The following is a 17,674-nucleotide window of genomic DNA, read 5'->3' on the forward strand; positions in this document are numbered from 1 at the left end:
AAAGAGGAACCAACATGAAACGTGAGCTTGAACCTTATCAGATGATCGAACGCAGCATCATCAAGAAATACCGCAAGGAGCTGTGGACCCCCTTTATCGTGGCGGTAAAGCGCTACGAGCTGGTACAGGAGGGAGACAAGATCGCCGTCTGCATCTCGGGCGGCAAAGACTCCATGCTGATGGCAAAGCTGATGCAGGAACTGCAGAAGCACAGCGATGTTCCCTTTGAGCTGGTCTTTCTGGTGATGGACCCCGGCTACAATGAGATCAACCGCCAGAAGATCGAGTCCAATGCAGAGCTGCTGCACATCCCGGTGACCATCTTCGAGAGCAATATCTTTTCCGTTGCCAACAATACCGAAAAGAATCCCTGCTATCTCTGTGCCCGGATGCGGCGCGGTCACCTGTACAGCAAGGCCAAGGAGCTGGGATGCAACAAGATCGCGCTGGGCCACCACTTCAACGATGTGATTGAGACGACCGTGATGAGCATGTTCTACGGCTCCCAGATGCAGGCCATGCCGCCCAAGCTCCACAGCACCAGCTTCCCCGGCATGACCCTGATCCGCCCCATGTACTGCATCCGGGAAGAAGATATCCTGGCCTGGAAGCGCTACAATGATCTGGAATTCATCCAGTGCGCCTGCCGCTTTACTGAGAACTGCACCATGTGCGACAACGGCGGCGGTGGTTCCAAGCGGCAGGAGATCAAGATCCTGCTTCGCCGCCTGAAGCGCGACAATCCCAATATCGAAAACAGCATCTTCCGCAGCATCCACAACGTTGCCATTGATACCATGCCGGGCTATCGATCTGAGGGTGTAGATCACAGCTTCCTGGAACGATTCAACGCAATGGAAAACCACTGAGCTGCATCCGCATTTCTGCCTGCGCCGAATCACGCTTTGTACGCGATACAACAGTAAAAAATCCCCCTCAGCTTACGCTGAAGGGGATTTTTTATGCCACCGGCGGGGCTTGAACCCGCACTCTGTCTCCAGAAAGGGATTTTAAGTCCCTCGTGTCTGCCAATTTCACCACAGTGGCGCATAGAAACCCGGCTTACAAAGCCCTGCTGCTCTGGACATTCACAGAGAGCCGGGAATAACAGGTGATGAGGTAAACATTTATCACAAGTCCGTCGTTACGGAGTTGCAAACATGTATCAAAACATGTAAGATTCACACAACGGCTATTATAATACAATAGAAACCCTGCTTTGTCAAGTTACACCTTTCCGCCATGCAGTTCCGAATACATCTTGGCACGGCACTCGGCCACAGCGGGGGTCATATTGACATAGTGCTTATGCGGCATCTCGATGCGCAGCTCGGTCTCCCAGGTCTCTTCGGTCAGCTGCCTTGCGATATAGGCCTTTTTCTCGGCAATCCCGGGCAGTTCGATGGCCAGTTCACCGTTCAGGATATGGGGCACCAGCAGCCGCTTGACCTTGGTGGGGGTGATGGTGATGGTGCGCTCGATGGCATCCGGGTCAAGATTGACCATCTTTACCGGTTTGCCCGCTTCGATGACCTCGCCATCCATGGCGATCAGATCGCACTGGGCCTGACCATTTTCATCGTAGAGCCGCCAAGGCATTTTCTTGCCCGGGATGATGGCCTTGCTGGCAGAATCCGAGCACTTCATCTTGGGCTGATAGGTGCCATCCGGCAGCTTGACCGCCACCAGTTTATACACGCCGCCGAACACAGGGTCAGAAGCGGAGGTGATGAGATTTTCGCCCACGCCGTAGGAATCAAAATGAGCGTGCTCATAGAGCTCCATGTTGGCGATCTTCCGCTCGTCCAGGCCATTGGAGGCCACCAGCTTGATATAGGGCTTGCCTGCGGCATCCAGTGCCTTGCGCAGGCGCTTGGAGCCACGGGCCAGATCGCCGGAATCGATACGGGCACTCTTGACGCGGCGGTTGGGGTCATTGGGGTACTTCTCGATCAGGTAGTCGTCCAGCTTGATGAGGTTGGGCAGGCCGCTCTCCATGATGTTGTAGGTATCCAGCAGCAGGCTGACGGAATCCGGGTAGGTATCCGCAAAGGCCTTGAAGGCATCAAACTCCGTCGGGAAGAACTCGATGAAGCTGTGTGCCACGGTGCCAACCGCCTTGACCTCAGAGCCATACTTCATCTCAGCCAAGCAGTTGGCAGTGCCGATGCAGCCGCCCAGAACAGCGGCATACGCGCCATCATTGCCTGCGCTCTCGCCCTGTGCGCGGCGGGTGCCAAACTCCATAACGCTGCGGGGCGTATGGGTGTTCAGGCCGGTCACACGGGTTGCCTTGGTGGTGATCAGGCTGTGGAAGTTCATCGTCTGCAGCAGGTAGGTCTCGATCAGGATCGCACCCACCAGGTCGCACTCAATGCGGACCATCTGCACATGGGGGTAGCAAACCGTGCCCTCGGGCAGAGCGTACATATCACCCTTCCACTTGTAGGTGCGCAGATACTCGCAGAATTCCTCACTCATACCCTTGGTGCGCAGCCAGCGGATATCCTGCTCGTTGAAGTGATAATTCAGCAGGAACCGGGTCAGCTTGCGTTGGCCTGCGCTGATGGAGTAACCCATGTTGTCCGGGTTCTTACGGAAGAACATATCGAACACAAGGGTGGTGTTCTTAAAGCCGTGCAGGAACAGGCAGTTTGCCATCGTGAATTCGTAGAAATCCACCACCATGGCAGGGTTATCATAATCTTCGTCCGGAATGTACGGAACAACTTTGATCTCGTCCATGAAAAGTTTCCTCTCCTTGTACTTCGCAGCAGCGAAAAAACCTTGCCACTGCTGAAAAAACAGCCCCTTCTCCCCCTGCCTTTGTTCCGGCAGTGCGTGGGCCTGCACCCTGTCTTGACAGGACGTTTGTACCATGATAGCATCTTTGCCGCCCGGGTGCAAGGGCTTTTGTAAATTTCCTGCGTGCAGAAAGAAAAATCTTTTTTTGGTACTGCCAAAAGGGCCGCCCCCGAAAGCTCCGGGAGCGGCCCTGCAAGCCTGTTCAGGCTCAGCCGTTTATAATATTGGGGGTCGCATTTTTCAGCACAACGTCATGGCTGCCGCCCTCCACGATGGAGGTGGAGGAAACCACAGTCAGCTTGGCCTTCTGCTGCAGCTCGGGGATGGAGAGTGCGCCGCAGTTGCACATGGTGCTCTTGACCTTGTACAGAGTGGTCTGGACACCATCGGCCAGAGGACCTGCGTAAGGAACATAGCTGTCCACGCCTTCCTCAAAGCTCAGCTTGGTGGAACCGCCCAGGTCGTAACGCTGCCAGTTGCGGGCACGGTTGGAGCCCTCGCCCCAGTACTCCTTCATATACTGGCCATTGATGCGCACCTTGTTCGTGGGGCTCTCGTCAAAGCGTGCGAAGTAGCGGCCCAGCATGACAAAATCAGCGCCCATGGCCAGAGCCAGAGTGATGTGATAATCGTGGACGATGCCGCCATCGGAGCAGATGGGCACATAGATGCCGGTCTCCTTGTAGTACTCGTCACGGGCCTTTGCGACCTCGATGACTGCGGTGGCCTGACCACGGCCGATGCCCTTGGTCTCACGGGTAATGCAGATGGAACCGCCGCCAATGCCGATCTTGACGAAGTCTGCACCGGCCTTTGCCAAGAAACGGAAGCCCTCGGCATCCACAACATTGCCTGCGCCCACCTTCACGGTATCGCCGTAGTGCTCACGGATCCAGGCGATGGTACGGCTCTGCCACTCGGAGTAGCCCTCGGAGGAGTCGATGCAGAGCACATCCACGCCAGCCTCGACCAGTGCGGGCACACGCTGGGCATAATCGCGGGTGTTGATGCCGGCACCGACCACATAGCTCTTGTTGGCATCCAGCAGCTCGTTGACATTCTTCTTGTGGGAATCGTAGTCCTTGCGGAACACGAAGTATTTCAGGTTGCCCTCAGCATCCACCAGCGGCAGAGTATTGATCTTATTGTCCCAGATGATATTGTTGCAGTCGTGCAGGGAGGTATTCTCCGGTGCGGTGACCAGCTTCTCGATGGGAGTCATAAAAGTGGTAACGGAAGCATCATCGGGGGTGTGGTTGACACGGTAATCACGGGAGGCCACAATGCCCATCAACTTGCCGTGAGGAGTGCCATCGGCAGTGACAGCAATGGTGGAGTGGCCGGTGCGAGCTTTGAGCTCCAGCACATCGTGCAGGGTGGCGGTAGGAGCCAGGTTGGAATCGGAGACCACATAACCAGCCTTATAGCTCTTGACGCGGCGCACCATGGCAGCCTCGTTCTCAATGCTCTGGGAGCCGTAAATGAAGGACACGCCGCCCTCCCGTGCCAGTGCAATGGCCAGTTTATCGCCGGAGACCGACTGCATGATGGCACTGATCATGGGGATGTTCATTTCCAGCGGGCAGGCCTCTTCCCCCTTGCGGTACTTGACCAGCGGGGTCTTCAGGCTGACTGCCGTGGGGACATTCTCTGCAGAGGAATAACCCGGAACCAGCAGGTACTCGCCAAAGGTGCGGGAAGGTTCTTCATAGAAATAAGCCATACTCTAAACTCCTTTTTTCTTAACGCATCAACAACGGGCCAGCATCAAAATAATTCATGTTTGCTGCTTATAAATTGATTGACTATACTTTACCACAAACCCCGTCAGAATACAAACCCCAGCGGCAACAAACTTTAGAACTGTCCTTTGCGGAAAAACAGTAAAATTGACCACCAAAAACGTGCAAGGTCATACTTTTTCGCCCGACAGGCCGGTTTTCTGGCACAAAGTGGAGTGCAAAAAAGTCCGCACCGGAAAACCGGACGGACTTTTTTGCACACGAAGCGAGATACCGCCTGTGCGGTACAGTGCCGACAGCTGTGAAGGAGAACAGCCGGAGGAGGAGAAGGCCCTGCACCCGATATCTCTTATTCAACAAGAAGAAAAAGATTTCAGTCTCAAAAAGCGCTCATCGCTTTCTGTAACCATATTGTAACTCTTTTGTTCCCGTTTTGCAAGACCTTTTTTGCAGATTTTGTAACATTTTTGTAATTTTCCCGGATTTATTTTGTAAATTCCAGGTAGCATTCAAACGCAGCGTGCTCTTCGCGGCGGCCCACCACATACCAGCCATCGGCCGAGGGCGCATAAAACACCTCGACCTGACTGCCCAGCGGGATCTCCCGGTGGTACTTGACGGAGACGAATTTCAGCGGCCCGGCCTCGACCACCTCCAGCGGCAGGGCATCACAGGCGATGTCCAGATAGCAGGCGTTATTCACATGGCCGTTCAGGTCGCACAGGGAGTAACTGGCTGTCCGACTGCCTGCACAGGTCAGTTCCTTTGCTTTGTGCACCAGCTGGGGCAGCTCCCCGTCCAGATTCTCGTTCCAGTAACCGGGCGTATACCAGGAGGGCTGGCGCAGGATGCACTCGCGATCGGTATCCACCATGATCCACCGGCTGTCGATCAGAGCGCACTCCTTCCCTGCTTCGTCCAGAATGCGGGTCAGCCGCTTCATCGAACCCTTCTTGCACGGCTCACAGGCGGTAAGAAATGTCAGCTTTTCGGCGCGCAGGGGCATCCGGGTGATCTGCGCCGCCTGCTTGCCCACCAGAAACGCCGTGTGGTGCGCTTTGAAAAAAGCATCATCCATGCCGTAGGCACGGGCGTGGTCTGCCGCCGCCTGCTCCACATAGCGGAACAGGGCGCTGGGCTTGATCATCCGGCGGAAATCGCCGTCTGCGTTCAGGACGGTGGTATGATAGGTATATTGATTCATACGTTTCCTTTCCAAAAGAGAACCCTCTCCGTCATTGCTTCGCATTGCCAGAGGCTTTGACGGAGAGGGCCCTTTCTTCTCAATACTGATTCCGGGTCTTTTTGCGCAGCTTGCGCCAGATATTGAAGCAGGCCAGCGCTACCATGGCAAGCAGCAGCAGCAGGAACACAACGCCGCTGCCGCCCTCATTGTAGCTCTTCATCTCGCTCCACTTTACATCGAGCTCGTTGTTGACCTCATCGCTCAGGGCGGTGAACACCTTTTCCTTGGCTTCCACTTCCTCAGAGGGGTATGCGATCTCACTGTACTTCAGGTCCTCGTCCAGGATATCCCACACCTTCTGCATGGGGGTGGTGTAGCCGATATACTCCGCATTGGCCTTTCCGATGTCCGGCTCGCACATGAAGTTGATGAACATCTCCGCAGCTTCCTTGTGCTCACTGGTGGCAGGCACCGCCATGCAGTCCACCGACAGCACACTGCCCTCCTCCGGGAACACCCAGGCCAGATCCGGGTTATCATCGATCATGGTGATGGCATCGCCGGAGTAATACACGCCGATGGCCGCCTCGCCGCCGATCATCTTATCAAAGATCTCATCCATGACGTAGGCCTGCACCAGCGGCTTCTGCGCTTTCAGGGTCTCCACCACCTCGTCCACCTCTTTCGGGGTTTCGGGGTTGATGCTGGTACCGTTCTTGAACGCCGCAATGGCGTAGGCATCACGGCTGTTGTTGAACATCAGGATGTTGCCCGCGTACTGCTCATCCCACAGGTCAGCCCATTTGGTGGGGGCATTCTCCACCATGGTGGTGTTGTAGATGATACCGGTGGTACAGAGCATATAGGGCACGGTATAGGCGTTGGTGGGGTCATAATCCGGATCACGGTAGACCGCATCGATGTTCTGGGAGTTGGGAATGTTGCTGTAATCCAGCGGTGCAAGCATTCCCTCGGCGATCATCTTTGCCACCATGTAATCCGAAGGGATGACCACATCGTAGTTGGCCGCACCGGATTTCAGTTTGGCGTACATGGACTCGTTGGAATCAAAGGTGGTGTAGTTGACCTTGATGCCGGTAAGCTTCTCGAAGGCGGCCACCACATCCACGCTGTCATCGGAGCCGTTGGAGATGTATTCGCCCCAGTTGTAAACGTTCAGGGTGAGATTCTGGCCCTGAAAGTGGGTCCAGTCGTAATCGTCCGAGACCGAAACGTCCTCGGTCACCTCAATGGTTCCGGCGGCAAAGGCGGGCGCAGCACAGCAGAACGCCATGGCCAGCGTCAGCAGCAGAACAGCAAAACGTTTCATTTTACGTCCTCCCCTCTCAGTGCCTTCTGATCCCGGCGGTACTCCCGGCTCTCCATGGCATTGGAGATGAGGATGATGGTCAGGATCACCACAAACATGATGGTGGACAGGGCATAGATCTCCGGGCTGACCTTTTTTCGGGTCATGGAATAGATGGCAATGGGCAGGGTCTCCACCGTGCCGCAGTTGAAATAGGAGATCATAAAATCATCGATGGAGTAGGTCAGGCAGATGAGGAAGGCCGACAGGATGGCCGGGCTGATCTCAGGCAGGATGACTTTGAAGAACGCCTGCCTGGGGTCGCAGCCCAGATCCAGAGCTGCCTCATACAGTTTGATGTCCAGCTGCTTGAGCTTGGGGGTCACGTTGAAGATGACATAGGGCACATTGAAGGCGATATGCGCGATCAGCAGCGTGGGCATTCCCATGATGGTGTCGGGCAGCCAGGAGACTCCCTCGGCAAAGCGCTGGTAAGCCACGAACAGCAGCATCAGGGAGATGCCGGTGATGATCTCCGGGTTGACCACCGGAATATAGGTGATATTGGTGACCACCAGGCGGCTCTTGCGGCTCATGGACGCAATGCCCAGCGAGGCCGCCGTGCCCAGAACCGTTGCAATGACCGCAGAGATGAGAGCTACCTCCAGTGAGACGCGCAAAGCGCTCAGGATGGCAGAGTTATGGAGCAGGCTGGTGTACCACTTGAAGGTAAAGCCTGTAAACAGTGCGTAGCCCTTGCTCTGGTTGAAGCTGAACACGATCATATAGGCAATGGGCAGGTACATGAAGCAGAAAAAGAGGATGACGTAGGCCCGCTGCATCAGGCGCAGATGTTTCGTTTTCATCAGGACACGCCCTCCATTTCATCTTCATCAAAGCTGGATGTGAAGCTCATGCAGAGCAGGACGATGATCATCAGCACAAGGCTCATGGCCGAACCGACATTCAGGTTGTAGCTGTTGCCCAGGAACTGCATCTCGATCAGGTCGCCGATCATCAGGTTGGAGCCGCCGCCCAGCATACGGCTGATGACAAAGGTAGACACCGCCGGAACGAACACCATGGTGATGCCGGTGCTGATGCCGGGCACGCTCATGGGGATGAGCACCCGGAAAAGGGTCTGGGTGGTGGAGGCTCCCAGATCCTGTGCCGCTTCCACCAGGCTCTGATCGATCTTGGTCATACTGGTGTAGAGGGGCAGGATCATGTAGGGCACATAGTTATACACCATGCCCAGCACTACCGCGCCGGAGGTGTTCAGCATGGTATAGGGGCCCAGACCAAAAAAGCCCAGCACCGCGTTCACAGGGCCGTTGATGCTCAGCAGGCCCATCCAGGCATAGGTGCGGAGCAGAAAGTTCATCCACATGGGCAGCATGACCAGCATCAGCATGATATGCTGCTTGTTTACCCGCAGACGGGACAGGAAATAGCCCACCGGAAATGCAATGATCAGGCAGATCACGGTAGCCACAAGGGCCAGCAGCAGGCTGCGGGCAAACACGGAGCCGTAGCCGCTGACGCTGGTCAGGTTGGCAATGGTGAAATTGCCGCTGCCGTCGGTCAGGGCGTAATAGACCACGATGATCAGCGGAACCACTGTGAACAGCACCATCCAGATAAAATAAGGATAGGCCAGCTTCTTATCGTAAATTTTCATCATTTCCCATTCAGCCCTCCGAACGTGCCATGATATGGATCTCGTTGGGGCCGATGCGCATACCAATGGTCTCACCGGGGGTGCAGGCGCGGGTGGAGTGGATCAGCCACTCACGGCCCTCGCACTCAACGTGCATCTCAAAGTGAACGCCCTTGAAGATGACATCATTGACCACGCCCACCAGCTGACCCTCCACGGGGCTGACCACTTCAATGTCCTCGGGGCGGACCACCACCTGTACGCTCTGTTCCCGGGCAAAGCCGCGGTCCACGCAGGGGAACTGCACACCCGAGAAGGAGACCAGGAAGTCGCGGTGCATCACGCCGTCCACAATGTTGGAATCGCCGATAAAGTCCGCCACAAAGGCATTTTTAGGCTCGTTGTAGATGTCCTCGGGGGTACCGATCTGCTGCACCTTGCCGCCGTTCATCACAACAACGGTATCAGACATGGTCAGGGCCTCTTCCTGATCGTGGGTAACATAAATAAAGGTGATGTTCATCTCACGCTGCAGGCGCTTGAGCTCCAGCTGCATCTCCTTGCGGAGCTTAAGGTCCAGTGCACCCAGAGGCTCGTCCAGCAGCAGGATCTCAGGCTCATTGACCAGACTGCGAGCAATGGCAACACGCTGCTGCTGGCCGCCGGACATCTGGCCGATGCTGCGGCGCTCAAAGCCCTTCAGGCCGACCACCTCCAGCATATCGCGCACCTTGCGGCGGATGGTCTCTTCGTCCATCTTCTTCAGGCGCAGGCCAAAGGCCACATTCTCAAACACGTTCAGGTGCGGGAACAGCGCGTACTTCTGGAACACGGTATTCACCGGACGCTTATAGGGGGGCACACCGGTAATATCCTGGCCCTTCAGCAGCACCTGACCCGCGTTGGGTTCCAGGAAGCCTGCGATCAGGCGCAGGGTGGTGGTCTTGCCGCAGCCGGAAGGACCCAGCAGCGTTACGAATTCTTTGTCATGGATGTCCAGGTTCAGCCCATCCAGAATGCGCTGACCGTCAAATTCCACCACGATATCGCGCAGTGAAACGATCACCGAGTTGTCCATTTTTTACTTTTCCTCCTTAAACTCAGATACGAAAAAAGACAGGGCATCCACCCTATCCTTCGTACCAGGGCGACCAGCCCCGCACAACATCCATGACATCCGTAATATTGTGCAGTTATTCTGCCCTGTCATCGCCTATCATAAACAATCCGAACTGAAATGTCAATCACTCTGTCGAGGTTTGCCGAAACTTTACATCCGGCGCAAAAAAATCCCGCGCTGTACCAAGAATTCGCACAGCGCGGGAGTGAAACGTTTTATTCTGCTTTCAGCTGATCCGCGGGGTACAAAAGCGCACTCACCACACTGGCATCCACCGTATAAACGGAGCGGTCCCCTTCCACCATCAGGTAACAGCCGTCTGTACCCATGGCATAGGTCAGATTTATTGTGCCATCGGCTGTGGTGACCTCTGCTGTGACCAGCGGGGCCTCAAAACCATACGCCGCCGGGTCGGCATCTGCTGCCTGTGCCGAGACATAGGTGCAGAGCGCCGAGAGGATGGCATCCACCTTTGTCTCGTCGAGGTCTGCGGCGGTGTCCCCTGCCAGCCGCCAGACAGTCTGGTAGGCGTTGCTGCCGCTCTCTGCCGCAGGCTCCGAGTTTGCTTTCAGGGTCACGGTCTCACCATCGGCCAGTGTATAAGAGACAGCTTCGATCTCCGAGGCCGTCAGCCCCGCCGGGTTGAAGGCACCGAACAGCTCCGCCCTGGTCAACTCAAAGCAGGCGGCTTTGGTGCCAGATACCGTGTATATGGTATCGCTGTTATTCTTGCGGACATAGAGATCTCCGGTCATGGTATTGCTGGCCCCGAAGGTATAGGTGTCCGTTTCGCCCGCTGCCGTCACCTCTATGGTCAGCGCAGGCTCCGCAAAGCCGTAGTCCTCCCCTGCCTGCGGGCTCAGCTCCCGCTTTGCATTCAAAGAGGAAAGCGCGGTGAGCATCGTGTTGCAGGCAGAGGTGTCTAAATGGTAAGCGGGATCTTCAGCCAGCGTCCAGCCATCGGCGGCATAGAGCAGGGTGTTCGTCTCGCCCTGATAGTGGAGCACGATCTGCGTCAGGTCATTGCCCGAAACTTCCGCCAGCGGAATGGTTCCATCTGCGGCCGCACTGGCAGCCTGTTCTTCCCGGGCATTCCGCAGCGTCAGCAGGGCAAACACCCCGCCTGCCAGCAGGATGAAGAAAAACAGCACCCCGAGGGTACGCTGTTTTGCTTTCATGGACAGGTCCTCACTTTCTGCGCCGCAGCACGACCACCACGGCACCCACAGCCAGCAGGGCCGCAGGCAGAACGATGACAAAGAGCAGGCCCAGCGTAGAGGCGGCAATGCCGGGCACTTCCAACGGCGAGGCTTCCAGCGCCTTGCTGTCGATGAGGACAGCGCTCTCCTGCCCGGCCAGCGAAGCCGCACACCCCTGCAGGAAGGTCACATTGCCCGGAATGACCTGATAGATGCCCTCATTGTCCATATTGCCGCAGTTGACCCAGATGACCTGGGCACCCGTGTCCTCATTGCGGGCGTATGCTGCCAGCGTGAAGGGACCGGCAATGTCGCCGTCCGCCTTCTCGGTGGTGGTCATCTCGTAGCCTTCCGGTTTGCTGTAAGCACTGTCCGAGCTGACCAGAAGGGCATCCGAGACCACATGCTCTGTCTCGGTCAGGGTGATGCCCTGTGCCATCTGCAGCAGAACTCTGCGGCTGGTGTTCACACCGTCCAGCGCGGTGGATTCCTCTGTACTGGCATAATCCGGCAGCAGGTAAAGGGCCGGGTAGCCATTGAGGTAATGGTTGGTGTCGCCCTCCACCACAAGGCCCTCGGTGCGGGTCAGGCCGAACTCGGCCATCACAGCATCCAGATTGGGGGTACTATAATAGGAATCCGTCAGCAGCAGCACGTGGCCTCCGTTGCTCAGATAGCTGCGCAGCTGGCCCAGCTCATCCACCAGACTGCCTGCGCCGGAAAAGTCCTGCGCCGGATCGTTGATAACAAGCAGGTCACAGTCCTCGGGGATGGTCTGGGAGAGCAGGTCAAGTGCCGAGACGGTCAGGTTCTGGCTTTCCAGCGCATCGGTCAGGGTGGAAGTCAGCGCCTGCTCGCCGTGGTTGGTGGTGTAGTACACATGGCGGCTCTCTCCGCTGGTCAGCTGGTAGATGGCAGAGGTGATCCTGCTTTCACCGTCAAAGGTCACGTTGGCCGCGCCGGTGGCGGCATAATCGCTGTAATCGTAGTCGTAAAGCTCTGCGGCATCCAGCACCTTGCTCTGTTCCCCGCAGACCAGGATCAGCCCACCGGAGGTCAGATCCTGTGCGCCGTACTGGGCCGCAAAGGTCGGGTAGACTGCCGAATCTTTCAGCTCCCAGGTGATATGGCTGCTCTGGGCGGCGTATTTGTCCAGCAGCTTGGAGATGATCTGGTCCTCATTGCCGGTCTGGGCCAGATAGTAAATGGTCACATCCTGCGTCAGGTCGTCGGCCACCTGTCTGGAGCTCTCGCTCAGGGTGTAGAGCCCAGCCTCGGAGAGATCGAACTCGGTATATCTGGAAGGAATGGCCCGGACGATAAGATTAACCAGCACGGCCAGCACGATCACAGCTGCGGCAATGGCTGCCGACCACACCCCGCTGCGGAACACCCGCCCGTCACCCGAGGAGCTCTGCTTTGCAAAAAGCTTCATCTGTGTTCCCTCCTCTCAGTTCCAGCGGCGCTTCTCAATGTCCTGCGCCGTAAAGAACAGGAACACCGCCGTCACGGTCAGATAATAGACCACGGCAGGGATGGAGAAGCTGTTGTTGACAAAATCCTCAAAGGGTGTAAACAGGCACAGGGCACTCAGCACGGCGCTGAAAGCCTCGGTAAGCCATGCACTGCGGAGCAGAAACAGCCCCGTCAGGCCCAGGCAGAGCGCCGCAAAGGTCAGGCACCCCAGCACAAAGCTGCGGGTGCGCAGACCGGCCGCCAGAGAAGCCGCGCCTGCGATCCCGGTGAACACTGCCAGCGCCACGGCGCTGCCCGCATTGAACATGCTGCGCAGGCTGGGCATCAGGTATGCCAGCAGCAAGGCTGAAAAGCCCGCCACGGCGGCAATGATCTGGTTCTCGGTCAGGCCGGAGAGAAACTCACACAATGCAATGGCCGCACAGCCCAGCAAAAAGTAGCAGAGCAGCCCCGCAAGGTTTGCGAGCAGAGCAGACACGGTGCCGCCCAGTGCCCAGAGGATGAAGATCATCACCGCATCCACAGCGCAGGGCAGAGCGAACACAGCCGCCATGGCAAAGAACTTGCCCAGCACGATGCCCCACACTGAGACCGGGCTGGTGAGCAGCAGCTGGTCGGTGCGGCTGTGGCGCTCCTCGGCCAGTGAGCGCATCGCCAGCACCGGGATATAGAGCAGCAGCATGAAAATGGTCTGGTAGAGGGTGTAATAACTGAAATCGGTCAGGCCGTAGATCAGGCACCGGGCCAGGAAATACAGGCCGGAGCTCGCCACCAGAAACGCCGTAAGGACGTACCCCAGCATCCCGTGAAAGAAGCTGCGGAATTCCCGCTTGAAAATAGCTGTCATTCTGCGTCCTCCTCTCCGGTTGCTTCTTCCGATTCACCGTCGGTCAGTTCCAGAAACACCTCTTCCAGGCTCTTGCCATCGGCGGTCAGCTCCTCCAGACTGCCTGCTGCCGCCAGATGCCCTTTGGAAAGGATCAGGATCTGCTGGCAGACTGCCTGCACTTCACTGAGGATATGGCTGGACAGGATGACCGTATGCGCCCGGCCCAGCTCCCGGATGAGCTTGCGGATCTCGATGACCTGTGCCGGGTCCAGGCCGACCGTCGGCTCGTCCAGAATGATGAGCCTGGGACTGCCCAGCAATGCCTGTGCAATGCCCATCCGCTGCTTGTAGCCCTTGGAAAGGCTGCGGATGAGCCGGGGCAGAACGGTTTCCAGCCCGGTACGGCGGGCAGCCCTGCACACCTGCTCCTTCCGTTCCGCCTTTTTCACACCCTTCAGCTCGGCGGCAAAGGTCAGGTACTCCTGCACCGTCATTTCCGGGTAAAGGGGCGGCTGTTCGGGCAGATAGCCCACACAGGCCTTGGCGGCATCGGCCTCCTCGGGCAGAGGGTGCCCTGCCACCGTCACCTGCCCACTGGTGGCAGAGAGATAGCCGGTGAGGATGTTCATAATGGTGGATTTGCCCGCGCCGTTGGGCCCCAGCAGACCACAGATCTGGCCATCTGCCACGGTAAACGAGACATCGTCCACGGCAAGATGATTGCCATACTGTTTGGTGAGATGAGAAACTTCGATCACGTTCACAACGCTCCTTTCTAAGGCAGCGCAAAGCGCTTTTTGAAGATACTGGTTTATTTTAGTCCGGAAATGTGTTCAAAATAAGGGAACGGCGTGTAAATTACAGAAAGAGAGCTTTTGTGCGGCATAACAACAAAAAACGCCGCCTCCCAAAGGAGACGGCGCTGAAAAGACCAGTAATTACTTACGGCCGAAACGCTTGTTGAAGCGCTCAACACGTCCGCCGGTGTCAACCAGCTTCTGCTTACCAGTGTAGAAGGGATGGCACTTGGAGCAAACTTCGACGTGGATCTCGGGCTTGGTAGAACGAGTCTTAATGACGTTGCCGCAAGCACAAGTGATGGTGCAGTCAACGTAGTTCGGATGGATACCCTGTTTCATTCTTTTTCACCTCATTTCTGGTTCTGACTTATTGGGGCCATATTATAAATGTATGTGCCCATCACAACCTTCAATATCGGCTACCCCCGCGAGCGGCCTTGGAAACGATTGCCTTAGTATTATAGCACAGATCTCAGAAAAAGCAAGAGGAAATTTCAGCTTTTTTCGTGTCATTTTTATACAGACTGTACTATGGAGTTTTATCTCAAGCTGATTTTCGTTCAACCTTATGTAAGCAGTAAAGATACTCTCTGTTATATTCCTTTGTTTTTCCACGCATTCCCGTTTATTTTGAGTTTTTTCACGGAATTGCGACCTACATATTATATCACGCCCAGCTCAAAAAGAAAAACCCGCAGTTCCCGACTTCTTGACAAGCCAGCTGCTTCTGATTACAATACAAAAAAGAGTTCGCAGACGTTCTCTTTTCATATTTCAGCCATCAGCTCCGGGAAAGGATTTTTTTCATGGAACCAAAAACAAAACAATATCTGCTCATAACTATTGTAGGTGTCACGCTTTTTGTGGCGCTGCTGCGGCTTTCTGCCGTTCTGACCTTTGCTGCACAGTTGGTAGATCTGGTACTGCCCATTCTGGCAGGCGGCATTCTGGCACTATTTATCAATGTGCCTATGACCGGGCTGGAAAAACGGCTGAAACGCCTGTTCTGCAAGGCCAAAAAACAGCCCTCGGATAAAGTACTCCATCTCCTGAGCTTCTTCATCACCCTGCTGGGTGTTGTGCTGGTGTTGGTGCTGGCGCTGACATTGCTGATTCCGGAGCTGGTGCAGTCTTTTCACAGCCTCTATGTACAGATCGAAGCAAACATCCCCCGCTGGACCGCCTATCTCAGCGCACAGGATGCCGACATGGGGTGGCTGATGAGCTGGCTGGAGGGCATCGACTGGGAGCAGCTGCTCCACAGAGTCACCGACAGCATCGATACCGTGCTGGTCAATGCGGTAGGTGCCGTATCTGCCACAGTAAATATCGTGGTGACCGCATCCTTTGCTCTGATCATCTCCGTTTATATGTCCGTTGGCTCGGAGAGTCTCTGCCACCACGCCCGCACATTGGTCTGTGCCTACCTGAAGCCCAGCCATGCCGACTGGCTGCTGAAGTTCTGCCGACTGTTCCGGCAATCCTTTGCAAACTTTCTGACGGGGCAATGCAGCGAGGCCGTGATTCTTGGCGTTCTCATGGCTCTTGCGTTTTCCGTTTTCAAGATTCCCTACGGCAGCCTGGTGGGAATGCTGACCGCCATCTGCGCCATTATCCCCTACGTTGGAGCGCTGATCTCCTGCGTAGTCAGCGTGTTTCTCGTGCTGTTGGTGGATCCCGTTCTGGCCGTGCGCTGTCTCATTGTTTACCTTGCCGTACAGTTTATTGAAAACCAGTTCATCTACCCCCGGGTGGTGGGAAAATCCGTGGGACTTTCTCCGCTGTACACCCTTGTGGCCGCTATGATCGGTGGAAAACTCTTTGGCATCATCGGTATCATCTTCTTTATCCCCCTGACGGCGGTGATCATCGAGCTTGTGAAGGAGGATGCCTGCCGACGCATACAGGCAAGAGAACCCCAGCGATCCGGGCCGTCTGAGCAATAAATTCTTCACCCCCCAGTGCCGCATCCAGAACCATCATCGTGGTGCGCCGCATCCGATTGCGAGACCTGCCGGCTGTTCCAGTGCAGGCGCAGGATGATATGGGTACAAAAATACCGCTGCTCTTGTGCATTTCCCCAAATGCAAGAGCAGCGGTATTTTACTGCGCCGCTTTCGTTTTCTTTTGCAGCGCTTCGTGCATATATCCCATCAAAATCAGGATCACCAGCAGATAATACGGAAAAATCGCGATCGTGGTGTGGTTTGCGATCACACCGAACAACGGCGGCATCAGGCAGTTGCCAATATAGGCGCTGGCCATCTGGACCCCAATGATCGCCTGCGACCTGTCCGCACCGAAGCGGCCCGGCGTTGCATGAATGATACTGGGATAGATCGGAGCACAGCCAAGACCAACCAGCAGCAGCCCTGCCAGTGTCACTGCTTCCCCAAGCGGCAGAAGAAACGCCGCTATCCCAATCGCGATGATCCCCTGCCCCATACGAACCATCTGGGTATCATCGAATTTCAAGGTCAGGAAGCCGCACAACGCCCGTCCCACGGTGATGCCGACAAAGAAAAGACTGGCAAAGCCGGCGGCGGTCTCCGGCGCGATTCCCCTGTTCAGCACCAGATAACTGCTGGCCCACAGACTGGTGGTCTGCTCCAGAGAACAGTAGCAGAAAAATGTAACCAGAACCTCTTTTACGCCGGAGATTCGGAAAATCTGTTTCAGGGTCAGCGCTTCTGCCGGGACTGCTTCCCGCTCCTCGGCATTCGCACCCGATTTCGTTTTCCAGAGCGGGAGGCTCAGCAGAATAATGATCGTCAGCACCATCTGCATCACACTGATGACCCGATACCCCGTCTGCCACCCGGCGCGGGAAGAAAGCGCCGCGCCCATGATGTAGGGCCCGACCGAGGCTCCGATCCCCCACATACAATGGAGCCAGCTCATGTGGCGGCTGGCAAAATGGAGTGCTACATAGTTGTTGAGTGCCGCATCCACGCTTCCAGCTCCAAGTCCATAAGGGATCGCCCACAGGCACATGGCCCAGAATGAGCTGCTGACAGAGAACCCGAACAGTGCTGCGGCGGTCATGGCAACGCTGATGGCCGTAACACCGCCTGCTCCAAACCGACGGGTCATCCGGTCACTTTGCAGGCTGGAGAGCACCGTTCCCACCGATATAATGCAGAAGATCACACCGGAATAGGAGACCGGAACCCCAAAACCCTGATAGATCGAAGGCCACGCAGCCCCCAGCAGAGAATCCGGCAGGCCCAGACTGATAAAAGAAACATAGATCACCGCTAACAGCAGATGGATCATCTTGCATTCCTCCTTTTGGTCGATACAATTATATCACAACAGAAGAAATGTCATTAGGATAAATTCCTCAATTTTGTACAACAAAAGCGTCAACATCGAAAGCACAGATTCATCATCGCACTTCCGTTCGGATCGTGAACCCATCCGGAAGGTTGGAAATCTCATCCTATATCCACTTTCCATCACGCTCCCACATTCATTCTTATTCGTACATCCGCCCCTATTTTACCAGCAATAAGAGAACATAGCAATTTCTTCAAGCAAAAACGCCA

Annotated in this window: 16 protein-coding genes and 1 tRNA gene; 3 read left to right on the forward strand and 14 right to left on the reverse strand. The window is 55.9% G+C overall.

The window, feature by feature from the left end:
• The first annotated feature begins 14 nt into the window (after nt 1-14).
• Nucleotides 15-869 carry an ATP-binding protein gene (locus D3F01_RS01010; RefSeq protein WP_098922422.1) on the forward strand — a complete coding sequence of 285 codons (855 nt, stop codon included), beginning with the start codon at nt 15-17 and terminating at the stop codon, nt 867-869.
• A 94-nt stretch (nt 870-963) separates the two neighbouring features.
• Here the strand turns inward: D3F01_RS01010 and D3F01_RS01015 are convergent.
• From D3F01_RS01015 to D3F01_RS01025, 3 genes are all read right to left on the reverse strand, one after another.
• A tRNA-Leu gene (locus D3F01_RS01015) sits at nt 964-1,047 on the reverse strand.
• 180 nt (nt 1,048-1,227) lie between these two features.
• Nucleotides 1,228-2,745 carry a nicotinate phosphoribosyltransferase gene (locus D3F01_RS01020; RefSeq protein ID WP_242885588.1) on the reverse strand — a complete coding sequence of 506 codons (1,518 nt, stop codon included), beginning with the start codon at nt 2,743-2,745 and terminating at the stop codon, nt 1,228-1,230.
• 268 nt (nt 2,746-3,013) lie between these two features.
• Entirely contained in the window at nt 3,014-4,528 is a 1,515-nt protein-coding gene (locus tag D3F01_RS01025; protein WP_098922427.1) for an IMP dehydrogenase, read from the reverse strand.
• 166 nt (nt 4,529-4,694) lie between these two features.
• On the opposite strand from D3F01_RS01025, the gene D3F01_RS01030 reads away from it, so the two are divergent.
• A complete protein-coding gene (locus D3F01_RS01030) occupies nt 4,695-4,964 on the forward strand; it encodes a hypothetical protein (RefSeq protein ID WP_242885590.1) in 270 nt (89 codons plus the stop codon).
• 67 nt (nt 4,965-5,031) lie between these two features.
• On the opposite strand, the gene D3F01_RS01035 is transcribed toward D3F01_RS01030, so the two are convergent.
• The 10 genes from D3F01_RS01035 to rpmE form a co-directional block, all read right to left on the reverse strand.
• A complete protein-coding gene (locus tag D3F01_RS01035) occupies nt 5,032-5,751 on the reverse strand; it encodes an acyl-ACP thioesterase domain-containing protein (protein WP_223385268.1) in 720 nt (239 codons plus the stop codon).
• Nucleotides 5,752-5,830: 79 nt separating this feature from the next.
• On the reverse strand, nt 5,831-7,063 hold the full coding sequence (locus D3F01_RS01040; RefSeq protein WP_242885592.1) for a spermidine/putrescine ABC transporter substrate-binding protein: 1,233 nt from the start codon (nt 7,061-7,063) through the stop codon (nt 5,831-5,833).
• The gene (locus D3F01_RS01045; RefSeq protein ID WP_117504034.1) at nt 7,060-7,908 is read right to left on the reverse strand and encodes an ABC transporter permease; all 849 of its coding nucleotides are present in this window, start codon (nt 7,906-7,908) and stop codon (nt 7,060-7,062) included. Before D3F01_RS01045 ends, D3F01_RS01040 begins: the two co-directional genes overlap by 4 nt.
• Nucleotides 7,908-8,723 carry an ABC transporter permease gene (locus D3F01_RS01050; protein WP_097771254.1) on the reverse strand — a complete coding sequence of 272 codons (816 nt, stop codon included), beginning with the start codon at nt 8,721-8,723 and terminating at the stop codon, nt 7,908-7,910. Before D3F01_RS01050 ends, D3F01_RS01045 begins: the two co-directional genes overlap by 1 nt.
• A gap of 10 nt (nt 8,724-8,733) precedes the next feature.
• Nucleotides 8,734-9,780 carry a spermidine/putrescine ABC transporter ATP-binding protein gene (gene potA / locus D3F01_RS01055; protein WP_097771080.1) on the reverse strand — a complete coding sequence of 349 codons (1,047 nt, stop codon included), beginning with the start codon at nt 9,778-9,780 and terminating at the stop codon, nt 8,734-8,736.
• A gap of 257 nt (nt 9,781-10,037) precedes the next feature.
• Nucleotides 10,038-11,000, reverse strand: a complete 963-nt coding sequence (locus tag D3F01_RS01060; protein ID WP_242885594.1) for a DUF4340 domain-containing protein — start codon at nt 10,998-11,000, stop codon at nt 10,038-10,040.
• A 10-nt stretch (nt 11,001-11,010) separates the two neighbouring features.
• Nucleotides 11,011-12,456: a Gldg family protein gene (locus tag D3F01_RS01065; protein ID WP_242885596.1), complete on the reverse strand. Its 1,446-nt coding sequence runs from the start codon at nt 12,454-12,456 to the stop codon at nt 11,011-11,013.
• Between the two features lie 15 nt (nt 12,457-12,471).
• A complete protein-coding gene (locus D3F01_RS01070) occupies nt 12,472-13,344 on the reverse strand; it encodes an ABC transporter permease (RefSeq protein ID WP_117504026.1) in 873 nt (290 codons plus the stop codon).
• A complete protein-coding gene (locus D3F01_RS01075) occupies nt 13,341-14,084 on the reverse strand; it encodes an ABC transporter ATP-binding protein (RefSeq protein ID WP_347567983.1) in 744 nt (247 codons plus the stop codon). Before D3F01_RS01075 ends, D3F01_RS01070 begins: the two co-directional genes overlap by 4 nt.
• Before the next feature lie 180 nt (nt 14,085-14,264).
• A complete protein-coding gene (gene rpmE / locus D3F01_RS01080; protein ID WP_005926533.1) occupies nt 14,265-14,465 on the reverse strand; it encodes a 50S ribosomal protein L31 in 201 nt (66 codons plus the stop codon).
• 467 nt (nt 14,466-14,932) lie between these two features.
• Between rpmE and D3F01_RS01085 the strand changes: the two genes are divergently transcribed.
• The gene (locus tag D3F01_RS01085; RefSeq protein WP_242885598.1) at nt 14,933-16,072 is read left to right on the forward strand and encodes an AI-2E family transporter; all 1,140 of its coding nucleotides are present in this window, start codon (nt 14,933-14,935) and stop codon (nt 16,070-16,072) included.
• A gap of 157 nt (nt 16,073-16,229) precedes the next feature.
• Here the strand turns inward: D3F01_RS01085 and D3F01_RS01090 are convergent, their stop codons facing one another.
• The gene (locus D3F01_RS01090) at nt 16,230-17,402 is read right to left on the reverse strand and encodes an MFS transporter (protein WP_227610703.1); all 1,173 of its coding nucleotides are present in this window, start codon (nt 17,400-17,402) and stop codon (nt 16,230-16,232) included.
• Nucleotides 17,403-17,674 lie beyond the last annotated feature (272 nt).

This window comes from Faecalibacterium sp. BCRC 81149, from assembly GCF_022750605.1.
Classification (GTDB): Bacteria; Bacillota; Clostridia; order Oscillospirales; family Ruminococcaceae; genus Faecalibacterium; species Faecalibacterium duncaniae.